Source organism: Pseudomonas sp. PAMC 26793 (assembly GCF_000313235.1).
GTDB classification, from domain to species: Bacteria; Pseudomonadota; Gammaproteobacteria; order Pseudomonadales; family Pseudomonadaceae; genus Aquipseudomonas; species Aquipseudomonas yamanorum.
In genome coordinates this window covers 66,259-86,905 of the sequence record NZ_AMXG01000009.1, presented here as the reverse complement: position 1 = coordinate 86,905, position 20,647 = coordinate 66,259, and the positions used below count along the sequence as shown (strand labels likewise).

Here is a 20,647-nt window from a genome sequence, read left to right as displayed (position 1 = left end):
ACATGCGCTGGGTGTGTATTGTCTTCCCGCAATTGGCGCTGGACGGGGTGCTGCGTCTGCGCCCCGAGCCGGATCAGCCGTTGGCCCTGTTGGCCGGCACGCCCCAGCGGCGGGTGCTGCAAACCGTCAATGAGGCCGCGCGCAAACTCGGCCTGTGCCCCGGCCAATCTCTGACGGCGGCCCATGCCTTGACCAAGGCGTTCGCCTGCGCCGAATACGACCCGGCGCAGATCGAATACTGGCAGCAATTTCTTGCGGCCTGGGCCTACCGTTTCAGTTCCCAGGTCAGCCTGTATTACCCACGGGCGTTGCTGTTTGAGATCGAGTCGAGCCTGGGCCTGTTCGGGCCCTGGCCGTTGCTCGAAGCGCGCTTGCGCAAGGAGTTGACCGACCTCGGGTTTCGCCACCGCATCGTCGCCGCGCCGAACCCGGCGGCGGCGCGGATCTTGGCGAATGTCTACGACGGCCTGGCCGTGGCCGATGAGCAAGGCCTGCAACACGCCCTGGCACCGATCCCCATCGACCGCGCCGGCCTCGACCCGCACGCCGCCACCGCGTTGTCGCGCATGGGCTTGCGCACCCTGGCCCAAGTGCAGGCATTGCCCCGGCATACCCTGGCCCGGCGTTTCGACGCGGCGCTACTCAAGCACCTCGATGCACTGTGCGGGCAACGGCCCCTGGCCCTGGCGTTCTACCAGCCGCCGGACCAGTTCGATGTGCGCATCGAGCTGAATTTTGATGTGTTGTCCCACCAGGCCTTGCTGTTTCCCTTGCGCCGTTTGACCGGCGATTTATCGGCGTTCCTGTGTGGCCGCGACAGTGGCGTGCAGCGTTTTGACCTGCACCTGGAACACGCCGCAGAACCCGACAGCGTGATCAAGGTCGGCCTGCTCAGCGCCGAGCGTGACGCCGCGATGCTGTTCGAACTGGCCCGTGGCCGGCTGGAGCAAGTGCAAGTCACCTCGCCGGTGCGTGGCTTTCGCCTGGTGGCCCAGGACCTGCCGGTGTTTGTGCCCCAGCGCCAGGATCTGTTCGACGAGCGCCCGCAACAAACCCTGCCGTGGGAGCAACTGCGCGAACGCCTGCGGGCGCGGTTGGGGGACGAAGCGGTGCAAGGCCTGCGCTTTCACGCCGACCACCGCCCCGAATGTGCCTGGCAAGCCGGTGCTGACAGTCGCCCGTGCACACCCTCAAATAAAGTGCAGCGCCCGGGCTGGTTGCTGCATGCACCGACGCCCCTGGCCGAGCAAGGTCTACACATCCTGATGGGCCCGGAGCGCATCGAATCCGGCTGGTGGGATGGTGCCGATGTGCGCCGCGATTACTACCTAGTGCGCACCCGCGCCGGCCAACAGGGCTGGGCTTATCGCACCGTGGGCGAAAGCGGCACGCTGTGGCTGCAAGGCTGGTTCGCATGAAGTACGCGGAGCTGCATTGCCTGTCCAACTTCAGTTTCCAGCGTGGCGCCTCCAGTGCCCGCGAACTGTTCGAACGGGCCAAGCAGCAGGGCTACGCAGCGCTGGCGATCACCGATGAATGCACCTTGTCGGGTATCGTCCGTGCCTGGCAGGCGGCCAAGGCAGTCGAGTTGCCGCTGATTATCGGCAGCGAGATGCGCCTCGAAAATGGCCCGAAGCTGGTACTGCTGGTGGAGAACCTGGAGGGCTATCAGCACCTGTGCCGACTGATCACCATCGCCCGCCGCCGTGCAGAAAAAGGTCACTACCGCCTGCTGCAGGAAGACTTCACATCCGTGCAAGGTTTGCTGGCGTTATGGATGGTCGAAGACACCGACACCCAGGCCCCTATCCAATGGCTGTGCAGCACCTTTACCGATCGCCTGTGGCTGGCGGTGGAGCTGCATTGCGGCCAGAACGATGCCCGCCACCTTGAACAACGCTTGAACCTGGCCGCCAGCCTGCACCTGCCGGCGGTGGCCTGCGGCGATGTGCATATGCATGTGCGTGGCCGCCGTGCCCTGCAAGACACCATGACCGCGATCCGTCATCACGTCCCGGTGGCCGAAGCCGGTACGCGCCTGCATCCCAATGGCGAACGTCACCTGCGCAGCCTCGATGCACTGGCTGCGCTGTACCCGGCGCACTTGCTGGAAGAGTCCCTGAATATCGCCCGGCGTTGCACCTTCGACCTCGGCCAGTTGCGCTATCAATACCCGAGGGAACTGGTGCCCGAAGGGCAAACGCCTGAGAGCTGGTTGCGCACCTTGACGGAAGAGGGCATTGCCCAGCGTTGGCCGCACGGTGTGGACGCCAAGACCCTTGGGCAGATCAACGAGGAGCTGAAGCTGATCACCGAGCTGGGCTACGAAAGCTACTTCCTCACCGTGCACGACATTGTGCGCTTCGCCCGCAGCCGTTCGATCCTGTGCCAGGGCCGCGGCTCGGCGGCCAACTCGGCGGTGTGTTTTGCCCTGGGCATCACCGAGATCGACCCGAGCCTGATGAACATGTTGTTCGAGCGCTTCCTGTCCCGGGAACGCAACGAGCCGCCGGACATCGACGTGGACTTCGAACACGAACGCCGCGAAGAAGTGCTGCAATACGTGTTCCAACGCTACGGCCGCACCCGCGCCGCATTGACGGCGGTAGTCAGCAGTTACCACGGCGCCGGCGCGGTGCGGGACGTGGCCAAGGCCCTCGGGCTGCCGCCGGATCAGGTCAACGCCCTGGCCGACTGCTGCGGGCGCTGGAGCGATGAGGCGCCGCCCCTGGAGCGCCTGCGCGAAGGTGGCTTCGACCCCGACAGCCCGGTGCTGCGCCGGGTGCTGACCTTGACCCAACAACTGATTGGCTTCCCCCGGCACCTGTCCCAGCACCCCGGCGGCTTCGTGATTTCCGAACACCCGCTGGACACCCTGGTGCCGGTAGAAAATGCCGCCATGGCCGAGCGCACCATCATCCAGTGGGACAAGGACGACCTTGATGCGGTGGGCCTGCTCAAGGTGGATATCCTCGCGCTGGGGATGCTCAGTGCGATTCGCCGCTGCTTTGACCTGCTGCGCCGCCATCGCAATCAGGACCTCAGCCTGGCCACGGTGCCCAAGGAAGACGCGGCGACCTACGCAATGATCAGCAAGGCCGACACCATTGGCGTGTTCCAGATTGAGTCGCGGGCACAGATGTCGATGTTGCCCCGTCTGCGGCCGAAAGCGTTCTACGACCTGGTGATCGAGGTCGCCATCGTGCGGCCCGGGCCGATTCAGGGCGGTATGGTGCATCCGTACTTGCGGCGACGTAACAAGAAAGAACCCGAAACCTACCCGTCGCCGGAACTGGAAAGCGTGCTCAAACGCACCCTGGGCATCCCGCTGTTTCAGGAACAGGTCATGCAGATCGCCATGGTCGCCGCCGATTACACACCCGGCGAAGCCGACCAACTGCGCCGCTCCATGGCCGCCTGGAAACGCCACGGCGGCCTCGAACCTCACCAGCAGCGCCTGCGCACCGGCATGCTGAAAAACGGCTACAGCGAAGCCTTCGCTGCGCAGATCTTCGAGCAGATCAAGGGCTTTGGCAGCTACGGTTTTCCCGAGTCCCACGCCGCCAGTTTCGCCTTGCTGACCTATGCCAGTTGCTGGCTCAAATGCCATGAACCGGCAGCCTTTGCTTGCGCCCTGATCAACAGCTGGCCCATGGGGTTCTACAGCCCGGACCAGATCCTGCAGGACGCTCGCCGCCATCATTTGCAGATCCGCCCCGTGGATGTGCAAGCCAGCGACTGGGACTGCAGCCTTGAACCCATCGAAGGCCAGCAACCGGCCATCCGCATGGGCTTGCGGATGATCTCCGGGTTTCGCGAAGAAGATGGCCGGCGCATCGAAACCGCGCGCCAGGCTCGGGCGTTTTTCGACATTGCCGACCTGGGCGAACGTGCCCATTTGGACGCCCGTGCCCAGGAACTGCTGGCGGATGCTGGAGCCTTGTGCGGCCTGGCCGGGCATCGGCACCGGGCGCGCTGGGAGGTGGCCGGGGTGCAGAAGCAACTGGGGTTGTTTGCCGGTGTGGCCAGCCCCGAAGAAGCGATGGTGGAACTGCCGCAACCGACAGTGGGCGAAGACCTGTATGCCGACTACGCCAGCGTCGGCACCACCTTGGGCCCGCACCCGCTGGCACTGTTGCGCGATGAACTGCGCGCACGACGCTGCCGCAGCTCCAACGAGTTGCTGCTGGTTGAACATGGGCGCAACGTCAGCGTCGCCGGCCTGGTCACCGGTCGACAACGCCCGGGCACGGCCAGCGGCGTCACCTTCGTCACCCTGGAAGATGAGTTCGGCAATATCAATGTGGTGGTCTGGCGCGATTTGGCCGAGCGGCAGCGCCAGGCGCTGGTGGGTTCGCGGTTGCTCAAAGTCGATGGGCGCTGGGAGGCGGTGGGGGAGGTTCGGCACCTGATCGCCGGGCGCCTGACCGACCTGACCCCGCTGCTGTCGGGTATCAGTGTGCGCAGCCGGGATTTTCGCTGATCCGGCTCTTGCTCCTTCATGGCCGCCTAAGCAATATGCGATGAAACCAACCGCCGCTGTCGGGCTCAAAGTTTTCATCGCCGCCCACCTTTTATCTTTTGCAGAGCCGACTGATGCAGTTTTTATCCGATACCCATGGCTGTGATGGCTGGGCTGGGGAAATGGCCCAGAGGATTCGCGCATTCGATTGGTCCGGCACCGACCTCGGCCCGATTAGTGCCTGGCCTTCCAGCCTGACCAGTGCCGTGCAGATGATGCTGGCATCGCCCATCCCTATGGTCATGCTGTGGGGACGGGCGGGCTACATGATCTACAACGACAGCTATTCAGTGTTTGCCGGCGGCCGCCACCCGTATCTGCTGGGAGTGCCGGTAGAACTGGGTTGGCCGGAAGTCGCCGACTTCAACCGCAACGTGGTCGACACCTGCCTGGCCGGTGGCACCTTGTCCTACCGCAATCTGCCCCTGGAACTGTTGCGCGACGGCCGCCCGGAAGAAGTCTGGATGGACCTGTATTACAGCCCCGTGGCCGGTGACGACCAGCAACCGGCCGGGGTCCTGGCGATTGTGGTGGAGACCACCGAGCATGTGATCTCCGAGCGCCTGCGCCAGGAACTCACCCACAACCTGGAGCAGCGTGTCGCGGCGGAAGTGCAAGCCCGTTCCGCCGCCGAAGAACAGTTGCGTCAATCACAGAAGCTGGAAGCCATCGGCGGCCTGACCGGCGGCGTGGCCCACGACTTCAATAACCTGCTGCAAGTGGTCTCCGGCAATCTGCACCTGCTGGCCCGGCATGAACCGGACAACCTCCAGGTGCAGCGCCGGGTCAGCGCCGCCATCGCGGCCGTGGAGCGCGGGGCCAAACTGACCTCGCAACTGCTGGCGTTCGCCCGTCGCCAACCGCTGTCGCCGGCGGTGTACAACCCACTGCGCATCTATGAAGGCCTGGGTGAACTGCTGCAGCGGGCGCTGGGAGAAACCATCCACATTGATGTGCAACTGCCCCAGGATCCGTGGTGCATTAACGTCGACCGCAACCAACTGGAAAACGCACTGCTCAACCTGGCGATCAACGCCCGGGATGCCATGAAAGGCGAGGGCGTGATTCGGATTACCGGCGAAAACATCATCCTCAACCCTCCGGATTGCGCCGGCAAAAGCATCAACCCCGGTGAATACGTGCGCCTGGCCGTCGCCGACAGCGGCGCTGGCATGTCACCGACGATCCTGGCACGGGCCTTCGAACCGTTTTTCACCACCAAGCCGAATGGGCACGGTACCGGCCTGGGCCTGAGCATGGTGTTCGGGTTCGTGCGCCAAAGTGGCGGGCATGTGGAGGTTGAAAGCGTGGAGGGCAGCGGCACCGTGGTGCAGATGTATTTCCCGCGCAACCTCGGAGAGCCGGAAAGCCACGATACGCCCGTCCAGCTCACACAACACAGCGGCGGCCAGGAGACCATCCTGGTGGTGGAAGACAACGAAGGCGTACGTGCGGCTGCGGTGGAATTGCTTGAACAGTCCGGCTACACCGTGCTCACCGCCGAAGATGGCGACCGGGCCATGCTGATGCTCCAGGCCGGCCTGCAACCGGACCTGATTTTTACCGACGTCGTAATGCCGGGCCGGGTCAAAAGCACCGACCTGGCCAAGTGGGCGCGGGAGCAAGTGCCGGCGATAGCGGTGCTGTTCACGTCCGGGCATACCCGCGACATTCTTTCCAGCAACCACCTGCTGGGCACCGACATTCACCTGCTGAGCAAACCCTATGGGCCGGATGAATTGGCGCAACGGGTGCGCTCGGTGCTGACCTCCCGAATGATGTGACGAATGAAGATCCAGCCAGCAACACCAAGCCACTGTGGGAGCCGGGCTTGCCCGCGATGGCGGAGTGTCAGGCACCCCATCCGGTAACTGGCACACCGCAATCGCGGGCAAGCCCGGCTCCCACCGTTGATCTTCACTGCCTTGAACACACCGATAAGGTTACCCATGACTTCCCAGCGCAACCTGCCTCCAGACACCCCGCTCACCACCCAACGCCCAGGCTTCGTGCGGGTGCGGGGTGCCCGGGAACACAACTTGCGCAACGTCGACGTGGACATCCCCCGTGACGCCCTGGTGGTGTTCACCGGCGTGTCCGGCTCCGGCAAGTCCTCGCTGGCATTCTCCACCGTCTACGCCGAAGCCCAGCGCCGCTATTTCGAATCCGTGGCGCCCTACGCCCGTCGCCTGATCGACCAGGTCGGCGTACCCGACGTCGACTCCATCGAAGGCCTGCCACCCGCCGTGGCCCTGCAACAACAGCGCGGCACACCCAGCACACGTTCCTCAGTGGGCAGCGTCACCACCTTGTCCAGCCTGATCCGCATGCTCTACTCCCGCGCCGGCAGCTACCCGGCGGGGCAACCGATGCTCTACGCCGAAGACTTTTCCCCCAACCTGCCCCAAGGCGCCTGTCCGCAATGCCATGGCCTGGGCCGGGTGTACGAAGTGACCGAAGCCCTGATGGTGCCCGATCCTTCCCTCACCATCCGCCAACGTGCCGTGGCGTCCTGGCCACTGGCGTGGCAAGGCCAGAACCAGCGCGACATCCTCGTCACCCTCGGCTACGACGTCGACATCCCATGGCGCGACCTGCCGAAAAAACAGCGCGACTGGATCCTCTTCACCGAAGAAACCCCCACCGTCCCGGTGTACGCCGGCTTCACACCTGCCCAAACCCGCGACGCCCTCAAACGCAAACTCGAACCCAGCTACCAAGGCACCTTCACCGGCGCCCGGCGCTACATCCTGCACACCTTCACCCACTCCCAAAGCGCCCTGATGAAAAAGCGCGTGTCGCAATTCATGCAAGGCAGCCCATGCCCGCAGTGCGAAGGCAAACGCCTGAACAAGGCCGCGCTGTCGGTGAAATTTGCCGGCGTGGACATTGGCGAACTGTCGCAAATGTCCCTGTTGCAACTCGCCGAGCTCCTGCGCCCGGTGGCTGAAGGGCAGGGCGATAAAAAACTCTCCGTGGAAAAACGCCTGGCCGCCCAACGCATCACCCAGGACCTGCTGGAACGCGTCAGCACCTTGACCGACCTCGGCCTCGGCTACCTGGCCCTGGAGCGCAGCACACCGACCCTGTCCTCCGGTGAACTGCAACGCCTGCGCCTGGCCACCCAACTGGGCTCGCAACTGTTCGGCGTGATCTACGTACTCGACGAACCTTCCGCCGGCCTGCATCCTGCCGACGGCGAAGCCCTGTTCGCTGCCCTCGACCGCCTGAAGGCCGCCGGCAACTCCCTGTTCGTGGTGGAACACGACCTGGAAACCATGCGCCGCGCCGACTGGCTGATCGATGTCGGCCCGGCTGCCGGCGAACACGGCGGCCAGGTCCTGTACAGCGGCCCACCCGCCGGCCTGGCACAGATCGAAGCCTCGCAAACCCGCGAATACCTGTTCGCCGAAAAGCGCCCGGTCAGCCAACCACCGCGCCAACCCACCGGCTGGCTGAGCCTGGAAGGGGTCACGCGCAACAACCTCAACGACCTCAGCGTGGACTTTCCCCTCGGCTGCTTCACCGCCGTCACCGGCATCTCCGGCTCGGGTAAATCCAGCCTCGTCAGCCAGGCGCTATTGGAACTGGTAGGCGCAGGCCTGGGCCGCGTCGTGGAAACCGAAGACGAACCCAGCCTCGAAGACGACGCCCCACAAACCAGTGGCGGCCGCATCAGCGGCGGCCTGGAACACATCCGCCGCCTGGTGCAAGTCGACCAGAAACCCATCGGTCGCACACCACGTTCCAACCTCGCGACCTACACCGGCCTGTTCGACAACGTACGCAAACTGTTCGCCGCCACACCCGCGGCAAAAAAGCGGCATTACGACGCCGGGCAATTCTCCTTCAACGTTGCCAAGGGCCGCTGCCCGAACTGCGAAGGCGAGGGGTTTGTCAGCGTTGAGTTGCTGTTCATGCCCAGCGTGTACGCCCCATGCCCGACGTGCCACGGGGCTCGGTACAACCCGGAAACCCTGGCGATCAAGTGGGAAGGCCTGACCATCGCCCAAGTGTTGGGGCTGACGGTTGAACAGGCGGTAGAGGTATTTGCCGAAGAGCCGGGTGTGCTGCGCTCGCTGCAAGTGCTGCGGGATATTGGCTTGGGGTATTTGCGCCTTGGCCAGCCGGCGACCGAGTTGTCGGGCGGGGAGGCGCAGCGGATCAAGCTGGCGACCGAGCTGCAGCGTAATGCGCGGGGGGCGACGTTGTATGTGCTGGATGAACCGACGACCGGGCTGCATCCGCGGGATGTGGATCGGTTGTTGAGCCAGTTGAATCATCTGGTGGAGGCGGGGCATACGGTGATTGTGGTGGAGCATGAAATGCGTGTGGTGGCCCAGAGTGATTGGGTGATTGATATCGGGCCGGGGGCAGGGGATCGCGGAGGTAAGGTGGTGGTGAGTGGCACGCCGCAGAAGGTGGCGAAGAGCAAGAGCAGCCGGACTGCGCCGTTTTTGGGGCGGGAGTTGGGATAGTTCATGACGTTGTGCCCATCAGCACCGTCTACAACTGCAGCCTATGCCCAGGCCAAACAGGAGGTGCCCTGGGCGGCTCAAGTTCACTTATACAAAATCGCCTGATGAATATCCCCCAGTGCCATGATGCGCTGAGCGGCGTTGAGTTTGATGGCTTCCTTGGGCATGCCGAACACCACGCAACTGTCTTCGTCCTGGGCCACCGTCGCGGCTCCGGCCTCAAGCATCTCCTTGAGCCCGCGCGCGCCGTCGTCGCCCATGCCGGTCATGATGATTCCAGTGGCGTTCTTGCCGGCGAACTTGGCCACCGAGCGAAACAGCACATCCACTGATGGCCGGTGCCGGTTGACCAACGGTCCATCAATGACCTGGGCGTGATAATAGGCGCCGCTGCGGGTGACCATCAGGTGCTTGCCGCCAGGGGCGATCAGGGCCAGGCCAGGCAGGATGCGGTCGTTGTTGCGCGCTTCGCGTACCTCGATCTCGCATACGCTGTTGAGGCGCTCAGCGAATGACGCGGTGAACTTTTCAGGCATGTGCTGCACGATCACCATGCCTGGGCACACCCGCGGCAGTGACGTCAGCACCGCCTCCAGCGCTTGGGTCCCGCCGGTGGAGGTGCCGATGGCGACGATACGCTCTGTGGTCTGGGCCATGGCATGACCATTGGCGGCGGGCAGGATCGCATCCGCGCTGAGCTTGCTGGCCGGGGCCAGTGACGGCGCCGGGCTGGCGCTGCGCTTGCCCAGGTTCCTGACGTTGGAGTTCGCTGCGGCACGGATGGCTGCCACCAGCTCGGCCGCCGATTCGATCAGGAAACTCTTCAACCCCGTGCTGGGCTTGGTGATGATTTCCACAGCGCCGGCCGACAGCGCCTGCAGGGAGGTTTCCGCGCCTTTCTGGGTCAGCGAGGAACAGATCACCACCGGTGTCGGCCGTTCGCTCATGATTTTCTTGAGAAAGGTGATGCCGTCCATGCGCGGCATTTCCACGTCCAGCACGATCACGTCTGGCCATTCCCGGGCGAGTTTTTCCATGGCAAAAATGGGGTCGGAGGCGGCGCCCATGACGTGAATATCCGGCGTATCGCTGAGAATCGCCAGCAGTACCTGGCGCACCACGGCCGAGTCATCGACCAGCAGCACACTGATTTTTTTGGTAAGCATTTTGTTGAAGTGTTCCCATTGGTTGGTGCCGAACCCAGACGTTGCCGTTCCACAGGTCGAACATGATCGAGCGGTAACCGGTACTGCCCAGGTCCTGGGCTGTCAGGTGCAGGTGATAGTGCTCGGCCAGGGCCAGCGCCGCGCGAATATTCAGGCTGGCCACGTCCTGCGTCGGCAGGCGGCGCGGCTGCTCGGGAAACATTTTGCCGCCGCCGAACAACTTGACCTGGTAATCCCGTGCGTGCGTGCCATTGATCTCCGCGTGGCGCAGCAGCAGTTCCAGGGCTTCGTCGGCATATCGGCCGTCCAGGGGCTGATGGTGGCGCAGGCGCCCCGGCAGCATGAAGTGACACATGCCGCCGATCAGCCGTTGCGGGTGCCAAAAGGTGATCGCCACGCAGGAACCGAGCAAGGTGCGCAGGCGCGTCGGCCGCGTCGCAAAGCTGACCTGGCCAGGGGCCAATACCACTTCGGCTGTACCGACGGGCTTTTTCATGGCTTGCGGTAAATCGACGGAGCCACCAGCTTCAGGGTGTCATTGACGCCGTGGAGGCTTTCCGAGTGGCTGATAATCAGGTAACCGCCGGGTTTGAGCAGCGGCAGCAGGCGCGCGATTACCTGGCTCTTGGTCGGCTGGTCGAAATAAATCATCACGTTGCGCAGGAAGATCACCTCGAACTCACCCAGGGCCGGCAGCGCTTCGTTCAGGTTGACCTGGACAAAATTGACGCGGCTACGCAAGGCCTTGTCGATCAGCAAGGTGCCCTCCTGGCGACCAATGCCCTTGAGGCAGTACTTGGCCAGCAGCGGTTGGGGCAATGTCTCGGTGCGTTCCATGGAGTAATGGCCGGTGCGCGCCTTGGCCAGCACTTGGGAGCTGATGTCCGAGCCGATCACTTCCCAGGGCGTGCTGCCGAGGCTTTCGGCCAGGGTCATCGCCAGGCTGTAGGGCTCTTCACCGGAGGAGCTGGCCGCGCTCCACACGCGAAACACCTTGCCCGGCGCGGCTCGGGGCAGCACCTGCTGACGCAGGAAGTCGAAGTGCTTGGGCTCGCGAAAAAAATAGGTTTCGTTGGTGGTCAGCAAGTCCAGCGCAACCTGCAGTTCGCCCTTGCGCTGGTCATTCATGATCAGCTTGAAATACTCACCATAGCTGTGCAGCTCATAGTGCTTGAGGCGCTTGAACAGGCGCCCGGCCACCAGGGCTTTCTTGGCCGGCGACAGATTGATGCCGGCCGCGCGGTACAGCCAGGCCTGGAACTGACCGAATTCACGGTCGTCGATGGAGACGGTGTCTGGCATGGTCGGGTCTCAACGCAGGTCGAGGTCGAGGGCCGGCGCCTGGCCGGCCTCGGCGAGGCTGGACATCTCATCGATGGACAGCACCTTGTCCACCTCCAGCACGATCACGAACTTGCTGTCGACCTTGGCCATGCCGCTGATGAAGTCAGCGCGAATTCGCGCGCCGAAGTTGGGGGGCGGTTCGATCTGCGTGGCCGGGATCTCCCTTACGGCAGACACCGTATCGACCAGCAACCCGATGTCCTGAGGCTGACCCTCTTCGGTACTCGCCTCAATGATGATCACGCAGGAGCGCCGGGTGATCGCCGAGTTGGCCCGCCCAAAGCGTGCCGACAGGTCGACCACCGGCACCACCGCACCGCGAAGGTTGATCACCCCGCGCACGAAAGCGGGCATCATCGGCACCACGGTCAGGCTGCCGTATTCAATAATTTCCTTGATCCCCAGAATGCCGATGGCGAAAATTTCGCCGCCGAGCATGAAGGTCAGGTACTGCGCGTCCTCATCTACCGCCACTGCGGTCTGCCGAGTCGTCATTACTGCGCCCATGTCACTCTCCCTGGTAGGCCCGTATTGATCGTGCGATCAGAAGCGGGTGAAATCCGCTTCGTCCGGAGCACTGGCCATGGTGTAGGCGAACGCTTTGCGCGGCGTCGGTGGTTTTGCGCGTGGCGCCTGACGGTTGGGCTGGCTGCCCGGGCTGTCCACGTTGCTGCTTTGAACTGCGGCCTTGGGCGCCGAATCCAGTACGAAGAAGCTCATGGCCTGTTGCAGTTGCTCGGCCTGGCTGCTCATTTCCTCGGCCGTGGCCGCCAGTTCCTCGCTGCTCGAGGCATTTTGCTGGGTCACCTGGTTGAGCTGGGTCATCGCCGTGTTGATCTGCGCGACACCGGCGGCCTGTTCCTCGGACGCGGCGCTGATTTCCTGCACAAGGTCGGACGTCTTGTTGATGGAAGGCACCATTTCGTCGAGCAACTTGCCGGCTTTCTCGGCCATGTCCACGCTGCTGGAGGACAGTTCACCGATTTCCTGGGCGGCTACCTGGCTGCGTTCAGCCAGCTTGCGCACCTCGGCGGCTACCACGGCGAACCCCTTGCCGTGCTCGCCGGCCCGAGCGGCCTCAATGGCGGCGTTGAGCGCGAGCAGATTGGTCTGGTAGGCGATGTCGTCGATGATGCTGATGCGCTGGGCGATTTTTTTCATCGCCACCACCGTCTGCTGTACCGATTCGCCGCCTTCGGTGGCTTCCTTGGCGGCCTTGCTGGCCATGCCATCGGTGACCTTGGCGTTTTCGGTGTTCTGGTTGATGCTGGCGCTCATCTGCTCGATCGACGCACTGGTTTCCTCGACGCTGGAGGCCTGTTCACTGGTCGCCTGGCTCATCGATTGCGCAGTCGCGCTGACTTGCTCGGAGGCGCTGGCGAGGTTATCGGCGGCGTTACGCACTTCACCGATGATATGTGCCAGCTTGCCGACCATATTGCGCATGGCGTTGAGCACCATGCCGGTTTCATCTTTCCCACCCGGCTCGATGTGGGCGTTGAGGTTGCCTTCGGCCAATTGCTCGGCGACGCTCGCGGCCTGGCGCAACGGGCGGGAAATGATCCGCGCGATGAATATCGCCAGGCCCAGGCCGATCAACAGGGCCGCGACCAGTACCGCGATGATCGACACGCGTGCGTTTTCGTACAGCGCTGAGCCCTTGTCGCCGGCAGCACTCGCACCGGCGTCGTTGAATTCGACCATTTTCTGCAGGCGGTCGGTCACCTGATCGAATTGCACCCTGGACTCGCCTCTGAGCAAGACGCGCGCCGGAACTTCCTGGTTCTGCCGGGACAGTTCGAGCAACTGGCTGCTGGTCGCCAAGTAGGAGGTCCAGGCGCTTTTCACGCCGGCCAGGAGCTGACGATCTTCATCGTTCGACAGTAATTGCTCGTAGGTGCCCATGCGGGCTTCGAACTGTTGACGCGACTCGACGGCTTCGCGTTCGGCCTGGGCCTTTTCCTCGGCGATCTCGGTACCGACCTGGCGGTTTTCTTTCAAGCGGTAGTTGGCGGCAAAAAAACGCATGCCGGCCGCTGCGCGCATGGAGGGCATCCAGTTGCCCTTGATGTCCTGGGCAGCCTGGTTGACCGCACCGAGCTGGTGGATGGCGAAGCCGCCCATGGCCGCGGTAAGCGCCAGGACCAGCAGGAACGAGCTGATCAGCTTGGTGGAAATTTTAAGATCGTAGAACCATTTCATCGGGGAACCTCCATGGAATTGCGAATGCGTCAGCGGGCGACGACCGGTGGCGATTGAGGCGCCTGAGTCGTGCGGGCTTCCAGTTGTACGATGTGGTTGAGCAGTACCGGTACATCCAGGATCAGGGCCACCGCGCCGCTGCCCAATATGGTCGAGCCGCTGATGCCGCGCAGTGCGCCGAACAACTTGCCCAGGGGTTTGATCACGGTCTGGAACTCGCCGAGCAGGTCATCCACCACCAGCCCGGCCTTATGCTCGGCGTTGCGCACCACCACCACATTCTGGCGTCGGGCTGCGGGGCCTTCGTGACTGAAGTGGTCGCGCAGGTGCACCAGCGGCAACACCTCGCCACGCAGGTCCAGATAGCCCGTTTCACGGCTGGACTGGCGCTGGTGTCCATCCAGTTCGATACATTCCTGGACCATGTCCAGCGGAATCACATAGGTGGATTGGTCGATGCCGACCAGGAATCCATTGATGATTGCCAGGGTCAGCGGCAAGCGAATGCGCACCACGGTGCCCTGGCCGGGGCGGCTATCGAGGTCCACGGTGCCGCGCAACAAGGTGATATTGCGCTTGACCACGTCCATGCCGACGCCGCGCCCGGACAGGTTGGTCACGACCTCGGCGGTGGAGAAGCCCGCTTCGAAGATCAGGTTGTAGATCTCCTGGTCGGTGAGCACCGCACCGCTGGCCACCAGCCCGCGATCCTGGGCTTTTTGCAGGATGCGCTCGCGGTTGAGCCCGGCGCCGTCGTCGGCGATCTCAATGACAATGCTCCCCGAGTCATGGTAGGCATTGAGGCTCAGATAGCCCTTGGCCGACTTGCCGGCCGCACGCCGCGCCTCGGTGCTTTCGATACCGTGGTCCATGGCATTGCGCAATAGGTGCATCAGCGGGTCGCCGATCTTCTCGACCACGGTCTTGTCCAGTTCGGTTTCCGCGCCGCTGATGATCAGTTCGATGTCCTTGCCCAGTTCCTGGCTGATATCGCGCACCACGCGGCGGAAGCGGTTGAACGTGTCGCCGATAGGGATCATGCGCAAGTGCAGAGCGCCATCGAGGATCTCTTCCACCAGCCCCGAGACCGTGGAAGCGGCCTCTTGCAAGGAGTCATTGTCAGAGGAACGAGCCAGCAGGCTCGCGCCGGCGCTGGCGATGACCAACTCGCCAACCAGATTGATCAATTCGTCGAGCTTGTCGGCGTTGACGCGCACGTAATTGCCGTCGCGGGGTTTCGCCTCGCTGGCCGCCGGACGCTGCGGTGCGGTGGTCACAAGGCCTGGTTCGGCCGGCGTGACCCAGTCGCCAGCGACGGCCGCTGTGCTGTCAGGCGCTTCGTCTACGGGGCTGATGTGCACTTCACAGTCGTCACGCACAAAGTCGAACACTTCGTTGAGGGTGGCGTGGCTGGCCGTCGAGCGCAGGTCAATCTCGAACCCCAGATAGCAGCTTTCCGGGTCCCAGGTGTCTGCGGCCGGAATGCGATCCGTCAAGGTGGTGACCTGCAACAGCGTGCCCAAGGTGTCGAGGTAACGCAGGAAGGACAACGGGTCCATGCCGTTGCGGAATACATCCACGCAGAAGCGCAGGGAAATATGCCAAAGCACTTCGACCGCCGCGTCGTCGTCCACCTCAGCGGTTTCGACGCTGGCAACGGCGGTTTGCAACGGCTGATAGGCACTCAGCGCCTCGCGCAATGCCTCGCCGCGCTCCAGTGTGGCAGGCGTCGGCGTCTCACCGCGGTTGGCGACCACTTCGACCAGTTCCAGGATGTGGTCACCGCACTTGAGCAGCAGCACGATCAATGCGGCGTCCACCGCCACTTTGCCTTCGCGCAGACGGTCAAGCACGTCTTCGACGATATGCGTGAACCCCACGATCGACGCCAGACCGAAAAGGCCCGCCGAACCCTTGATGGTGTGGGCGGCGCGGAAAATCGCGCCAATGGCATCCTGGTCGGCGGGCTCGCTTTCCAATTGCAGCAGGGATTGCTCCATGGCCTGCAACAGCTCGCGTGCCTCAACGATGAATGTCTGCTGTGCCTGATCGAGATTGATGCTCACCGTGACTTTCCTTGTCGATCAAAAAACGTGGGAGGCGCTGACTATGAGGCCTCAATGCGACACAGTTGGAGCGCCTGTATGAGCACCGGGCTCTGGCCGGTCACGCTCAAGGCGACGCCGGCAATACTGGCTTCACGCCGGATGACCGCGAGCAACTGCAAGCCGGCGCCATCCAGTTCCGTGATCTGAGACAGGTCCAACTCAAGGCGTGGTGCCGCGCCGATCTGCGGCAGCAGCGCGCCCGCCAGTTCCGCTACGGTGTAGATCGTAAGCTCGCCGTCAATGCGCACTCGGGCAGTGTCGTCGGAGGTTTCAGTGGCTATCGTCATGGGAGCCTCCTTGGCGCCGGGGATCAGGGCAGTATCAGTTTTGACACCGCTGCCAGCATCTGCGCCGGCTGGAACGGCTTGACCACCCAGGCCTTTGCGCCGGCGGCCTGGCCCTCGGCCTTCTTCGACTCCTGGGATTCAGTGGTCAGCATGATGATAGGCGTGAACTTGTAGTTGGCCAGCTTCTTGACCTCCTTGACGAAGGTGATGCCGTCCATGTTGGGCATGTTCACGTCGCTGATGATCAGGTGCACCTTCTGCCCGGTGAGCTTGCCCAGTGCATCCTTGCCGTCGCTGGCCTCGATGACGTCGTAACCGGCACTTCTCAAGGCAATACCGACCACTTGCCGCACACTGCTGGAGTCGTCGACCACTAATACACTCTTTGCCATGATGCGCTCCTAAAAGAAAGTAATGTCTTGGGAATTCTGCTGCACGGTCGCTTCACCATGATGGATGCGCCGTTGCTCCTCGGTGGCGTAGGTGGCTTCCATGCGTGCTAGCCACTGGCGGGCGTCGACGGCTACCGTCTGGTCCGGGGCCTGGCTGGCCTGCAGAAGGTGGTCATGCAGGGCGTGCATGTTGTCGCGCACGTGTCTGAGGATCTGGCTGACCCGGTCCTGGAATTGCAGGTTGACCAGCACCTCGGTCATCTCATCCCGGATGCCGTAACTTTCCTGCTTGAGCAGGTCGGCGGATTCGGCCAGACGCCCGGTGATGTTCTGGAAGCGTTCGAGCACCACTTGAATACTGTTTTCGGACTCGGCCACCGAATGGCTGTCCTGGTCGGCACTGCTGGACGCGGCCTGCACCAATTGAGTAATGGCGTTATTGATGATGTCGACTTTGGCCGACATCTGCTGGCCGGTTTCACTGGATTTGCTCGACAGGCTGCGCACCGCATCGGCCACCACTGCGAAGCCACGACCGGCCTCACCGGCACGCGCCGCCTCGATGGCGGCGTTGAGGGCCAGCAGGTTGGTTTGTGCGGCAATCGCTGCCACGTCAGCGGCCATGGTGCGCAGTTCACCTGTGTAGGCGGTAAGGCTGCGGACCTGGGCCAAGGTTTGGTCACGGCTGCTTTGAGTGGCTTTGAGCGAATCGATCACCTGGCTCAGTTCACTGTCGCTGCGTGCCAGCGCCTCAAGCGCCCCATCGGCGGCGTGGCCATCAAGTTCACCGGCAGCGTGCTGCGAGGCTTGTACTGTTTCCTGCAAACGCGCGGCGATCCCGGTAAACCGGTTAGCCAGGCTCACAATCGCTTCTTCGGTCTGATGGCGCGAGCTTTCTACCTGCTTGGCCCAGATCGGCATGGCGCCCAGCAACACCTCATCGAGCTGTGCCCGCGAGGCCATGGCGTTGCGCGCCGCTTGCGCGACGGCCTGATCCGTCTGCGCCCGCGCAACGTCTAGCTGCGCTGCGTCACGCTGCGAACTCGCGCTCCACGCGCAGGCACCGAGGCCGATCAACACCAGTACCGCGCAGGCCGTCAGGTTGGCTGCAGAGGTTGATTGCATGACTGTCCAAATCACGGCGGGTACGACCGGGATGAAAGCGAACCAGCGAAAACGCGGATGACCGAGAGGGGGAGTGTGGCTGGATTGACGCTGGGTCATGAGTTCGATCCTTGAACTTTGTTGCGGATATGAACGACATAGGGGTTATCTGCCCTGCGCTTAACAACTTTAGACTTCCTGTGTGCCTTCCGTCTGGTTTATGACCAGCAGGTTACTGTTTCTTGGGTTTGCCTACAGAGAAATCGAGGTCAGGCCCCATCAAGACGTGCGCCGGCCTTCCAGCGTAGAAAACACATAGCACTGATCGCTATCAACACCACCGCCGGCACGGCGTGTGCAACGCGATACTGCTGCCCCATGTGTCGAGCTTCAGCACCAGCGTATGCCCGGCCGGTTTAAAGACATCGCCCATGGGATGTGATTGATGTGGGGTGATGCTGGAGAGAACACCCCGCCTAATATGTGCAGAGCTCGCCCCTACCTGCGATCTTCAATGCTGCGCACTAACGCCCCAAAAAGGTCACTCCGCGGCATCTCGCTCGAAGGAATATTCGCCTTCTCGAACCACTCCCAATCCGCCTCAGGATGCGGGCCACTCAGAACCACTACCCCGTTTTCATAGGTGTAACGCGCTGCCGCCACATCACCATTCCGGTAGGTCGCAATGGTTGAAGAAGGCGAGGTCGCGTCAGGCGTGGGAAAGTAAGGCCCATCCTGATAAAAGACGCTATCGGCTTTCCCATCCCACACAACGTTCACCGCCGCGTCCGCAATGCCCGCGACCTCAAACCCAGGCCTGCCCGCCTCTGAATCAAGGTCGTAGGGTATCAGGCCAAAATTGCTGTCATCGGCCAGATAAGCGCCCATACACAGCCCCAGGTAGCGCCCACCCTGGGCGACAAAGTCACGAATGGCTTGCACCCGCGCATCCCCCAAACTATCAAGCGCCGCAGGGATGTCCTGACCGCCCCCGGGTTGAACGTAGAGGTCATAACGAGCGAGGCTTTGCGGCGTGATGTCGATCGATTCATCGGCACCTACAAAGTCAATCTGCGCATTCGGGCGGACGCGCAGCAGGGCTGTTTTAACCTTCTCTGAACATTCCTCGCAGCCGGCGGGGCCTCGGTAGATCGCGACATGGGTGATGGGGGTTGCGGCTTGCACCGAGTAAGGAAGCAGCGTGAAAAACGCAAAAAGCGTCGCGGCGATGGCGTGCAGATTCATGGTTGTAGGGCCGTCTTGAAACTGATTGGGTCCGATCGGACTTTGTGAGTCAAAGCCTAAAGCCAATAGCCACGTGAAGGCGTGAACATTTGTAAATCGGCCAGTGTTGCTTGGCCCAACATTTTCCAGGCTGGCCCAATACATCGGCTACGGGTGTGTTTGGAGAAGGGCTATGCAAGGTGCAGTAACGCCGGATGGGTTGGCGTTGTTCGCTGCTTTTGTCCGATTGCTGCCATTGGTGACTGGCTGCAATCGGCCGATTCTGTTGAAAAAGTCGACTTCTAATTCCACGGCAGAAAAGTACGCGCCTGAGATTGAAATCTGAGTTTTGCGCAGAAGGTTCAGGAGTCTGATTTCACGTAGCAGCGTGCAAACCAGATGTTTTCATCCATCAATATTCAAGCGTTTTGGGCAAGCCGACTTTTTCAACAGAATCGGCCAGAAGCAGACAGTGGACATTCGAGAAATACCGCCGCCTTCCCGCTAGTCCCGTCACCCTCAGATGCAGTCCGTGGGAATCAGACCTCCCAAGATCTGGCGCATGCCGACCTCTGCCCCTCCAGCAGCGCTCAGACGTCCTGCTTAGCAAGGGCATCACGCTCAGAGAAGATCCTCGCCATTTCAGCGGCGTTCCGGGTTCCCCAATTGCATAGGGGAAGAATCGCCTCCGACAAACTGCTACCCAGCGGGGTCAGCGTGTAGTCCACGCGCGGCGGCACTTCCCGGTAGTCATTGCGGGCCAGCACGCGGTCACCTTCAAGATCCTTTAACTGCTGAATCAGCACCTTGTCGCTAACGCCTGGGATTAAGCGTTTCAACTCGCCATAGCGTTTCGGACCGTCGCGCAGAAAAAAAAGTATCAGTGGTTTCCACTTGCCCGAAATGACGCGCAGCGTGGCGTTGAGCCCGCAACCGGTCCCGCAAACCTCATCAAATGTGTCCATGTCTTACCTACTTACCAAAAGGTGCATACTTGTCCTTAGGTTATCAACGACGCATCCTTGTTTTCAAGCAAGCAGTTTTGCTTGCGTCAACTGCAACCAAGGATGCACACCATGACCAGACTCAATGGCAAGACCGCCGTGATCACCGGCGGCGCTACCGGCATCGGCCTAGCGGCGGCGAAGCGTTTCATCGAGGAAGGCGCTTTCGTCTTCATCTTCGGCCGCCGGCAGCAAGCGCTCGACGACGCAGTGGCCGAACTGGGGCCCGATGCTCGTGCGGTGAAAGGCTCGGTTTCCAATGAGGCCGATCTCCGCCGGCTCTACGCAGCGGTGAAAGCCGAACGCGGAACCCTCGACATCGTCTTCGCCAATGCCGGTGCCGGCAGCCCCCTACCGCTTGGCCAGATCACCGCCGAGCACATTGACGAAGCCTTTGATACCAACGTGAAGGGAACCATCTTCACGGTCCAGCAGGCACTGCCGCTGATGGGCCCGGGCAGTTCGATCATTCTCACCGGCTCGAGCGCGGGCACCACCGGTGCCCCGGGATTCACCGCGTACAGCGCGAGCAAAGCAGCCGTGCGCAACCTCGCCCGGACCTGGGCTGAGGATCTGAAGGGCACGGGCATCCGCGTCAATGTGCTCTCGCCTGGCGCGACGGCGACCGAACTGGCCAAGGAAGCGTTGGGCGAAGAAGGTCAGAAGGCCTACGGTGCAATGACTCCGCTCCAGCGCATGGCCGAGCCGGCGGAAATTGGAGCAGTGGCTGCCTTTCTCGCGTCGTCGGACAGCAGTTTCATGACCGCCAGCGAAGTGGCCGTCGACGGCGGCCTGGCGCAACTTTAATCCGCTGCG

Annotated in this window: 16 protein-coding genes; 5 read left to right on the top strand and 11 right to left on the bottom strand. The window is 62.5% G+C overall.

Translation table 11 applies throughout. The features are described 5' to 3' along the window. Positions 1-2 precede the first annotated feature (2 nt). The 4 genes from D109_RS0101385 to uvrA all read left to right on the top strand — a co-directional run bounded on the left by D109_RS0101385 (position 3) and on the right by uvrA (position 9,000). Positions 3-1,418: a DNA polymerase Y family protein gene (locus tag D109_RS0101385; protein WP_017475308.1), complete on the top strand. Its 1,416-nt coding sequence runs from the start codon at positions 3-5 to the stop codon at positions 1,416-1,418. Continuing rightward, positions 1,394-4,483 carry an error-prone DNA polymerase gene (locus D109_RS0101380; RefSeq protein ID WP_218187372.1) on the top strand — a complete coding sequence of 1,030 codons (3,090 nt, stop codon included), beginning with the start codon at positions 1,394-1,396 and terminating at the stop codon, positions 4,481-4,483. Before D109_RS0101385 ends, D109_RS0101380 begins: the two co-directional genes overlap by 25 nt. Before the next feature lie 113 nt (positions 4,484-4,596). Next, a complete protein-coding gene (locus D109_RS0101375; RefSeq protein ID WP_026077707.1) occupies positions 4,597-6,306 on the top strand; it encodes an ATP-binding protein in 1,710 nt (569 codons plus the stop codon). A gap of 165 nt (positions 6,307-6,471) precedes the next feature. After that, positions 6,472-9,000 (top strand): excinuclease ABC subunit UvrA, encoded by a 2,529-nt coding sequence (gene uvrA / locus D109_RS0101370; RefSeq protein WP_017475305.1) that lies wholly within the window; start codon positions 6,472-6,474, stop codon positions 8,998-9,000. 83 nt (positions 9,001-9,083) lie between these two features. Here the strand turns inward: uvrA and D109_RS0101365 are convergent, their stop codons facing one another. From D109_RS0101365 to D109_RS0101315, 11 genes are all read right to left on the bottom strand, one after another. Then, positions 9,084-10,166: a chemotaxis response regulator protein-glutamate methylesterase gene (locus tag D109_RS0101365; RefSeq protein ID WP_026077706.1), complete on the bottom strand. Its 1,083-nt coding sequence runs from the start codon at positions 10,164-10,166 to the stop codon at positions 9,084-9,086. Further along, positions 10,129-10,662, bottom strand: coding sequence for a chemoreceptor glutamine deamidase CheD (gene cheD / locus D109_RS0101360; RefSeq protein WP_017475303.1), 534 nt, complete (start codon positions 10,660-10,662; stop codon positions 10,129-10,131). The genes D109_RS0101365 and cheD overlap by 38 nt, the downstream gene beginning before the upstream one ends. Next, positions 10,659-11,468: a protein-glutamate O-methyltransferase CheR gene (locus D109_RS0101355; RefSeq protein ID WP_017475302.1), complete on the bottom strand. Its 810-nt coding sequence runs from the start codon at positions 11,466-11,468 to the stop codon at positions 10,659-10,661. Before D109_RS0101355 ends, cheD begins: the two co-directional genes overlap by 4 nt. A gap of 9 nt (positions 11,469-11,477) precedes the next feature. Next, entirely contained in the window at positions 11,478-12,017 is a 540-nt protein-coding gene (locus D109_RS0101350) for a chemotaxis protein CheW (protein ID WP_017475301.1), read from the bottom strand. A 36-nt stretch (positions 12,018-12,053) separates the two neighbouring features. Further along, a complete protein-coding gene (locus D109_RS0101345; RefSeq protein ID WP_017475300.1) occupies positions 12,054-13,712 on the bottom strand; it encodes a methyl-accepting chemotaxis protein in 1,659 nt (552 codons plus the stop codon). Positions 13,713-13,741: 29 nt separating this feature from the next. Beyond that, the gene (locus tag D109_RS0101340) at positions 13,742-15,778 is read right to left on the bottom strand and encodes a chemotaxis protein CheA (RefSeq protein ID WP_017475299.1); all 2,037 of its coding nucleotides are present in this window, start codon (positions 15,776-15,778) and stop codon (positions 13,742-13,744) included. A gap of 41 nt (positions 15,779-15,819) precedes the next feature. Beyond that, the gene (locus D109_RS0101335; RefSeq protein ID WP_017475298.1) at positions 15,820-16,107 is read right to left on the bottom strand and encodes a lipid asymmetry maintenance protein MlaB; all 288 of its coding nucleotides are present in this window, start codon (positions 16,105-16,107) and stop codon (positions 15,820-15,822) included. Positions 16,108-16,130: 23 nt separating this feature from the next. Then, entirely contained in the window at positions 16,131-16,499 is a 369-nt protein-coding gene (locus D109_RS0101330; protein WP_017475297.1) for a response regulator, read from the bottom strand. A gap of 9 nt (positions 16,500-16,508) precedes the next feature. Further along, the gene (locus tag D109_RS0101325; RefSeq protein WP_371103560.1) at positions 16,509-17,420 is read right to left on the bottom strand and encodes a methyl-accepting chemotaxis protein; all 912 of its coding nucleotides are present in this window, start codon (positions 17,418-17,420) and stop codon (positions 16,509-16,511) included. A gap of 681 nt (positions 17,421-18,101) precedes the next feature. Beyond that, positions 18,102-18,848, bottom strand: a complete 747-nt coding sequence (locus D109_RS0101320; protein ID WP_017475295.1) for a BPL-N domain-containing protein — start codon at positions 18,846-18,848, stop codon at positions 18,102-18,104. 569 nt (positions 18,849-19,417) lie between these two features. Then, positions 19,418-19,792, bottom strand: coding sequence for a helix-turn-helix domain-containing protein (locus D109_RS0101315; protein WP_017475294.1), 375 nt, complete (start codon positions 19,790-19,792; stop codon positions 19,418-19,420). A gap of 111 nt (positions 19,793-19,903) precedes the next feature. Here D109_RS0101315 and D109_RS0101310 point away from each other — a divergent pair, with 111 nt between their 5' ends. Further along, on the top strand, positions 19,904-20,638 hold the full coding sequence (locus D109_RS0101310; RefSeq protein ID WP_017475293.1) for an SDR family NAD(P)-dependent oxidoreductase: 735 nt from the start codon (positions 19,904-19,906) through the stop codon (positions 20,636-20,638). The last annotated feature ends 9 nt before the right edge of the window (positions 20,639-20,647 follow it).